The sequence below is a fragment of the Vagococcus sp. genome, assembly GCF_036639995.1.
Classification (GTDB): Bacteria; Bacillota; Bacilli; order Lactobacillales; family Vagococcaceae; genus Vagococcus.
On the sequence record NZ_JAVWHO010000007.1, the window covers coordinates 1 to 7366 of the forward strand.

Consider the following 7366-nt stretch of genomic DNA (forward strand, 5'->3'; position numbering starts at 1 on the left):
TGGGAAATATGCAAGGTATGATGAAACAAATGCAAAAAATGCAAAAAGAAATGGGAGAAACAAAAGCCCAATTAGATCAAAAACAGTTTACTGGTGAAGCTGGAAATGGTTTAGTAAAAATTATCATGACAGGTGAAAGAAAAGTAATAGATGTGGTTATTAATCCGGATGTGTTAGATCCAGAAGATGCTGAAATGACACAAGATTTAGTTTTAGCTGCAACTAATGATTGTTTAGAAAAGATTGAAATTGAAACAGAAAATATGATGGGTAAATATACAAAAAATATCCCTGGCTTCTAATTAAATGATGTTTAAGAAACAGGAAGGAAACTTCCTGTTTTTTTAAGAGAAAGAAGGTTTTACTTATGCATTATCCAACACCAATTGCAAAGTTAATCGAAAGCTATATGAAACTTCCTGGTATCGGTTCAAAAACTGCGACACGTTTAGCTTTTTACACAATAAATATGAAAGAAGAGGACGTTACAGAGTTTGCTAAATCATTAATTAGTGTAAAGAGAGATTTACATTATTGTTCGATTTGTGGCAATATTACAGATGAAGAAACATGTGATGTTTGTCGTGATCCTCACAGAGACAAATCAACTATCTTAGTTGTCGAAGAGACAAAAGATGTTATGTCGATGGAAAAAATGAGAGAATATAAGGGCCTGTATCATGTCTTAAATGGTGTGTTATCTCCAATGGATGGAACAGGACCAGATGATTTGAACATAGCCTCATTAATTAAACGACTTCATGCAGATGAGGTAAAAGAAATTATTATTGCAACGAATGCAACAACAGACGGTGAAGCAACAGCGATGTACTTATCAAGATTAATAAAACCAGCAGGTATTAAAGTGACTCGATTAGCTCATGGATTATCTGTAGGTAGTGACATTGAATATGCTGATGAAGTGACACTTTTAAAAGCAGTTGAAGGACGAACAGAATTATAAAAAATAGGAGTAAACGAAGATGAATGGTATTTTTATTACAATTGAGGGGCCAGATGGTGCTGGGAAAACAACGGTTATTAAAGAGTTGAGTCAGCTAATATCTGAAAATAGTAGCAAAGAACTAATTACAACAAGAGAACCTGGTGGAAATCCAATCGCAGAAAAAATTCGTCAGATTATTTTAGATCCTAAAAATAGTGAGATGGATGTCCGAACAGAAGCTCTATTATATGCGGCAGCAAGAAGACAACATTTAGTTGAAAAAGTACTTCCAGCAGTAGCAGAGGGAAAGTTAGTTTTATGTGATAGATTCATTGATAGCTCAATTGCTTATCAAGGTGCTGCTCGTGGAATTGGTGAAGAAGAAGTTCTAAAAATCAATGAATTTGCTATTGAAGGTCATTACCCAGACTTGACTATTTATTTAGATGTTCCATCTGAAATTGGTCTTGAGAGAATTAATAAAGGACGAATAGAAGCAGAATTAGACCGGCTAGATATGGAATCCTTAGCATTTCATAAAAAAGTAAGAGAGGCTTATTTAAAACTTGTTGATCAACATAAAGAGCGAATAGTTGTCGTTGATGCAAAAGATAATATAGAAAAAGTAGTAAAAAATTGTTATGATTTAATTAAGGAAAAATATCCTTTATATTTTAATTAAGTGAAAGGTGGTAGTCATAATGAAATTGTTATTAGCAATTGTTCAAGATAAAGATAGCAATAGATTATCGAATGAATTTAATCAATCGAATATTCGAGCGACTAAATTATCAACAACTGGAGGTTTTCTTCGAGCTGGTAATACAACATTTATTATCGGGATTGAAGATGAAAGAGTTGAAGAAGTTTTAGAGCTTATCAAAGAAAATTGCCAAGCTAGAGAACAATATGTCACTTCACCTGTTACTTTTGATATATCAATGGATGCTCACTCAAGTTATCCAATTGAAATCCAAGTGGGTGGAGCAACTGTGTTTGTAATGCCTGTGGAAGGATTTCATCAATTTTAATGACTGATATGTTAAGAGACAAAATTAAAGATGAGCAGCCTCAACTAATGTGTTTTTTTAAAGGTGTTCTAAAAAAAAATCGAATGACACATGCTTACCTTATCGAAGGTCAAGACATGACAGCAACCTATGAATTTGCTTTGTGGCTATCTCAAAGTTTGTTTTGCCAAAATGCTCAGGATGGCTCATGTGGCGAGTGTACTATTTGTCGAAGAATAGAGAACTTTGATTTTCCAGATGTCTTAACGATTACACCAGATGGCCAGACAATCAAAGTGGATCAAATTAGAGAAATTAAACAAAGCTTTGTTAGAAGTGGTTTGGAATCTCGAAAAAAAGTTTTGATTATTAAATATTCAGAAAAAATGACAGTTAGTGCAGCAAATAGTTTACTTAAATTTATTGAAGAGCCAGATGGTATGATGCATATTTTCTTTTTAACAAATAACATCAACAAAATACTACCAACTATTCAATCTAGATGCCAGCAAGTACATTTAAACCCTATTTCAAAAAATGTTATCATATCTGAGTTAGAAAAGAATCCAGCATTGTCTAAAAAACAAACAGAGCAAATTGCTGAGTTAGTTGATTCAAAACAAAAGGCAGTTGAATTATCAGAAGATGAGTGGTTTAATAGTGCTAGAGAAACTGTGTATAGATGGTTTCAATATTTAGATAAAAAAAACGCATTAGGCTTTGTATTTGTTCAACAGTATCTTGTGAAAATCGCTAAAGAAAAGGAACAGCAATTTTTAATTTTGGATTTGCTCCTTGTTTTTTATCGATTGAAATTAAAAGAAGAGGTTGAAAATCAAGGGATGGAACTCAATAAAGAGAGTACATCTATTGAAAAAATAATGTCATCTAGACGTAAATTGGAAGCCAATGTTAGTTTTCAAAATGTCTGTGAGCAACTTGCTTGGCAGTTGCTATTTTAATATAGGAGGACAACACAATGGTAGAAGTAGTCGGTGTCCGTTTTAAACCCACTGGTAGAATTTATTATTATTCTGGTGATAAAAATACAGAGTATGTATATAATCAAAAAGTAGTTGTTGAATCTCAAAAAGCAAAGGAATTAGCTAATATTGCTATTCCTAAAAAGGAAATTCCTAAAGAGGATTTACCTGAAGAAATTAAACCAATTATTCAAATTGCAACAGATAAACAACTTGTAAAATATGAGCAAAATAATAAAGACGCTAAAGAAGCCTTTGTTATTGCAAAGAAAAAAATTAAAGAGCATGAACTTGAAATGAAGTTAGTAGACGCTGAGTATACGTTTGATCGTAGTAAAATAGTGTTTAGTTTTACTGCAGATGGTAGAATTGATTTTAGAAGCTTAGTGAAGGATTTAGCTGCTATTTTCAAAACAAGAATTGAATTAAGACAAATTGGTGTCAGAGATGAAGCAAAACTATTAGGTGGTATCGGTCCTTGCGGCAGACCATTATGTTGTAGTACTTTTTTAGGTGATTTTGCAGCTGTTTCTATTAAAATGGCAAAAGAGCAAAATCTCTCTTTAAATCCAACTAAAATTTCAGGTGTTTGCGGCAGATTAATGTGCTGTTTAAATTACGAAAATTCCGAGTATGAGCGAATTAGAAAAATGATGCCTGACTTTGGTCAAATTATTGAGACACCAGATGGTCAAGGAAGAGTTATTGGTTTAAACATTCTTTCAGAGATTGTCAAAATTAAACCACTTAATCGTGAAACCCCTGTTGAATATGATTTAGATGAACTACTTGAATGTAAGAAGCAAGAGATAAAGGAAGATTAACATGGAAAAGACGAAATTGTACGATGAATTAGTAGACGTTGAAAAAAATTTACAAACCATGTTAACTCAAGTTGGTGAAATGAAAGACGTTGTCGATGCTGTTTTAGAAAAAAATCTAAATTTAGAATTAGAAAATCAGCATTTAAGAGATCGTTTAGAAAAACTAGAACGAGAAGACTTGCCAGAAGATAGCAGACAAGAGTTATCGAAGTCGCGTTTAAATTTGGAAAAACTATACGAACAAGGTTTTCATGTATGTAAAGATTTTTATGGTTCAAGAAGAGAGAATCATGAAGAATGTGTCTTTTGTTCTCATATGATTTATGGAAAATAAAAAATTGAGTCCAGTAATTGTGAAATATTCCCATAACTAAGAGAAGGCTGAGGCAGAACATATGTGTTTTGCTTCAGCTTTTTATTGTTATGAGAAATACTAAAGGAGAAAGAGATGAAACAGCAAAAAAGCTTTAAAAATATGGAAAAGGGTAAGTTGTACTTAGTTCCAACTCCCATTGGTAACTTGGAGGATATGACTTTTCGTTCAGTCAACACATTAAAAGAGGCTGATTTGATTGCTAGTGAAGATACGAGAAATACGCAAAAACTACTAAATCATTTTGAAGTGGAAACAAAACAGATTAGTTTACATGAACACAATGTTAAAGAAAGAGTGCCAGAATTAATTGATTTGCTATTAAGTAATCAAACAATTGCTCAAGTAAGTGATGCAGGAATGCCGTCAATTAGTGATCCAGGACATGAGTTGGTTCTCAGCGCGATTGAGCATAACATTGATGTCATTTCCTTACCGGGTGCTTCAGCGGGAATTACTGCATTGATTGCCTCAGGTATTTCACCTCAGCCATTTCTGTTTTACGGTTTTTTACCAAGAAAGACGAATGAACAAAAAGAAAGTTTAAAAAAATTAAAAGAAGTAAAATCTGCTCTCATTTTTTATGAATCACCCCACCGAGTAGCTAAAACTCTGAGTGCCATGTCTGAGGTACTTGGAAATAAGAGAAAAGCAGTTCTTTGCCGAGAGTTAACAAAACTCTACGAAGAATATACAAGAGGAACAATTGAGGAGCTTGTAGCGTATTTCAATGAAAATACAATCAAAGGTGAGTGTTGTTTGGTTATCGAAGGAAATACCGACGTTGCTGGCTTGTCAGAAGAAGAGGAATTGCTAAGTATTTCAGAACATGTGGAGTTCTTAATGAAAGAAGAGGAAATAAGTAGCAAACTTGCAATTAAAGAAGTGGCTAAAAAAAGAGGCTTAAAAAAACAGGATGTCTACAAGCAGTATCACGTGGAATAAAATAGTTTTCCTAGAGGATAGGTTTAAAAAAAAGTTGCATATTAATAGGGTTATGATATAATTTTCTTGTATAAGTATGATTAGAATAGGTAGATAGTTTTTTTTTGTTTATTTTTAAATAGAATTTTATATTCTATATATACTTGAGTATCAGTCAGTTTTTTAATATAAGTTTTTTTGTGAGGTGGAATTTGATTGTTTAATAATTGGTTAAAACGTCAGGATGACGATTTAAAAGAAAACGAAAATGAGATGGAAGGTAATGAGTTAATGCCAACAAATGAAGAAGAAAAAGTTCCTTCTAATAACTTAGATTATGATGTTGGGAACGCAGATGATGATTATTATTATTACTATTACTATGAGCCAAATGATAGTAATGGACCTACCATTCCAAATCTAAATAGCTCGTCTGAGGAAGAAAAAGAAGAAGTTTTAGATTTCTACAATTCAGAAAAAGAATCTTATGTTAGCCCATTTGGTTCAGAAAACATTGAAGAAAAAATTGTGACGGAAGCGCCAGAAGATTTCAGTTATGAACAAGACTTTATCGAAGCTTCTAATACGGAGAACACAATATCATCTGAACAATCGGCTCTATTAGAGAATGAAAATGCTCAATTAAGAGCTAAAATCGATCAATTATTATTAGAAAACGATCAAATGCAAAATCAATCAGCTCGTGTTGAGCAACTTGAATCTGCAAATGAGAAGTTATCTGTTAAAATAGATGAATACAGTGGTCTATTAGAAGAGAATAATGAGTTACAACTTCAACTGTTAGATTTTGATAAGCTAAAAGAAACGCATGAAGCGTTAACTCTTTCTTTAGAACAGTTGAATGAAGACCTTTCTACTAAAGATGAAACAATTAAAGAATTAACTGGTCAAATTGATGTGATTGCTCAAAATACAATAAAAGAGTCACAAGAATTAGAAAATAGTGTAAAAGAATTAGAAGGTAAACTGAGTGAGCTTTCTAATGAAAAAACAGCTATTGAAAATTCAATGACTACAATTAATAATGAATATGTTGCTGAGTTAGAAGAAGTTAAACAACAGCTAAGTCAGTCAAATGAAAAAAATTCAGAATTAACAAAAGAAAACGAAGAACAAAAAACTAAATTAACTGAGACTACTAACGAATTAACAGCACTTAAAGCTGAAAATGAAAACTATATAGAAAGAATCAACGTATTAGAAAAAGAGATTCAAGAAGTTAGTTCTAAGCCGAGTGTTGAGTCAGTAGTAACTGAAGAGTTAGAAAGAAACATTAGTGAATTAGAAGAGCAATTAAGCCATTCTAAAGCACTAGAAACAAAATTAGCGAAGCGTTATGAAGAAGAATTAGAAAAGAATCAAAATAACGATATTGTAATGAAGAAAAAGGAACAGGAGTTAACTGAGATGAATGAAAAACTTAGCCAAACAGAACAACTAGAAAAAGAGCTTGCTGAATTAAGAGATAATCAAAAAGTTATCAATGATTTACAACAAGAATTATCTACTATGCGTCATCAACAACAAGAGGTGACTTCAAGCTTAACTGAGTTAACTTCAGAAAAAACAAGAGCTGCTCGTTTAGAACAAGAAATAAACGATATGCGCTCAAATCAAAGCCCAGAATTAGGGGATTTACAACAAGAATTATTAAGAACAAAAGAAGAATTACGTTTAGCAAACTTAAGAGCTGACCAAAGTGGTTCAATGAATCAAGCTGATATTGCTCAAGTTATGTTAGAAGCTCAAGCTAAAGCACGTCAAATCGTTGATGTTGCTAATTATGAAGCAAAACGCCGTGTGGCTGATTCTGATATGGAATTAAGCGCAGTTAGTCAAGAAGCAAGAAATTATTATAGAAAACTTGAGAAAATTAAAGCTGAATCAGAAGTAGTTTTCTCAGAGCTATTAAGAAAATTAGAATCTATTGGAGATATTGATCGACTATAAGAATCATTGAAGGAAAGCGGGGTAAGATTTATGAATGCTAAGAATAATAAAAAGAGGCATCGTAAAATTGGGATGTTTGTTGGTGTAAGTACAACGTTGTTTTCAGTGTGTGGCCCTATTCTTCAATCAGTCGTTTATGCTGAGGAAGTTGAAGCAACCAATAAAATTCTTCATCCATTACCCGACGCTACATCCGCGTTTAATTTCTCAACTGATTTTGCTAGTACAACAAATAGTCCGATTTCGGGAGCACCTGAAACTGAAGTACCTGTTGAGGAAAATACAACACCAGAAGAAACTAAGCCATCAGAAGGATCTACTTCTAATGAAACTGG

At 32.6% G+C, this 7366-nt stretch carries 10 protein-coding genes; all 10 read left to right on the top strand.

The features are described 5' to 3' along the window. The coding region (locus RR554_RS03640) for a YbaB/EbfC family nucleoid-associated protein (protein WP_332467436.1) at window positions 1–302 on the top strand (302 nt) is incomplete at its 5' end. Window positions 303–367: 65 nt separating this feature from the next. Further along, entirely contained in the window at window positions 368–964 is a 597-nt protein-coding gene (gene recR / locus RR554_RS03645; protein WP_332462455.1) for a recombination mediator RecR, read from the top strand. A 19-nt stretch (window positions 965–983) separates the two neighbouring features. Next, entirely contained in the window at window positions 984–1628 is a 645-nt protein-coding gene (gene tmk / locus RR554_RS03650) for a dTMP kinase (protein ID WP_332467437.1), read from the top strand. Window positions 1629–1647: 19 nt separating this feature from the next. Beyond that, on the top strand, window positions 1648–1977 hold the full coding sequence (locus RR554_RS03655) for a cyclic-di-AMP receptor (protein WP_332467438.1): 330 nt from the start codon (window positions 1648–1650) through the stop codon (window positions 1975–1977). Continuing rightward, complete coding sequence (holB, locus tag RR554_RS03660) at window positions 1977–2918, top strand: DNA polymerase III subunit delta' (RefSeq protein WP_332462452.1); 942 nt, start codon at window positions 1977–1979, stop codon at window positions 2916–2918. Before RR554_RS03655 ends, holB begins: the two co-directional genes overlap by 1 nt. Window positions 2919–2935: 17 nt before the next feature. Further along, window positions 2936–3763, top strand: a complete 828-nt coding sequence (locus RR554_RS03665) for a PSP1 domain-containing protein (RefSeq protein ID WP_332462451.1) — start codon at window positions 2936–2938, stop codon at window positions 3761–3763. 1 nt (window position 3764) lies between these two features. Further along, a complete protein-coding gene (locus tag RR554_RS03670) occupies window positions 3765–4097 on the top strand; it encodes a DNA replication initiation control protein YabA (RefSeq protein ID WP_332462450.1) in 333 nt (110 codons plus the stop codon). Window positions 4098–4211: 114 nt separating this feature from the next. After that, a complete protein-coding gene (gene rsmI / locus RR554_RS03675) occupies window positions 4212–5081 on the top strand; it encodes a 16S rRNA (cytidine(1402)-2'-O)-methyltransferase (RefSeq protein ID WP_332462449.1) in 870 nt (289 codons plus the stop codon). A 195-nt stretch (window positions 5082–5276) separates the two neighbouring features. Next, a complete protein-coding gene (locus RR554_RS03680) occupies window positions 5277–7031 on the top strand; it encodes a hypothetical protein (RefSeq protein ID WP_332467439.1) in 1755 nt (584 codons plus the stop codon). Window positions 7032–7061: 30 nt separating this feature from the next. Then, on the top strand, window positions 7062–7366 hold a 305-nt coding region (locus RR554_RS03685; RefSeq protein ID WP_332467440.1), incomplete at its 3' end, for a hypothetical protein.

Coding starts and splice junctions, on each gene's coding strand:
- recR (WP_332462455.1), top strand. CDS start 368: ATGCATTATCCAACACCAATTGCAAAGTTAATCGAAAGCTATATGAAA.
- tmk (WP_332467437.1), top strand. CDS start 984: ATGAATGGTATTTTTATTACAATTGAGGGGCCAGATGGTGCTGGGAAA.
- RR554_RS03655 (WP_332467438.1), top strand. CDS start 1,648: ATGAAATTGTTATTAGCAATTGTTCAAGATAAAGATAGCAATAGATTA.
- holB (WP_332462452.1), top strand. CDS start 1,977: ATGACTGATATGTTAAGAGACAAAATTAAAGATGAGCAGCCTCAACTA.
- RR554_RS03665 (WP_332462451.1), top strand. CDS start 2,936: ATGGTAGAAGTAGTCGGTGTCCGTTTTAAACCCACTGGTAGAATTTAT.
- RR554_RS03670 (WP_332462450.1), top strand. CDS start 3,765: ATGGAAAAGACGAAATTGTACGATGAATTAGTAGACGTTGAAAAAAAT.
- rsmI (WP_332462449.1), top strand. CDS start 4,212: ATGAAACAGCAAAAAAGCTTTAAAAATATGGAAAAGGGTAAGTTGTAC.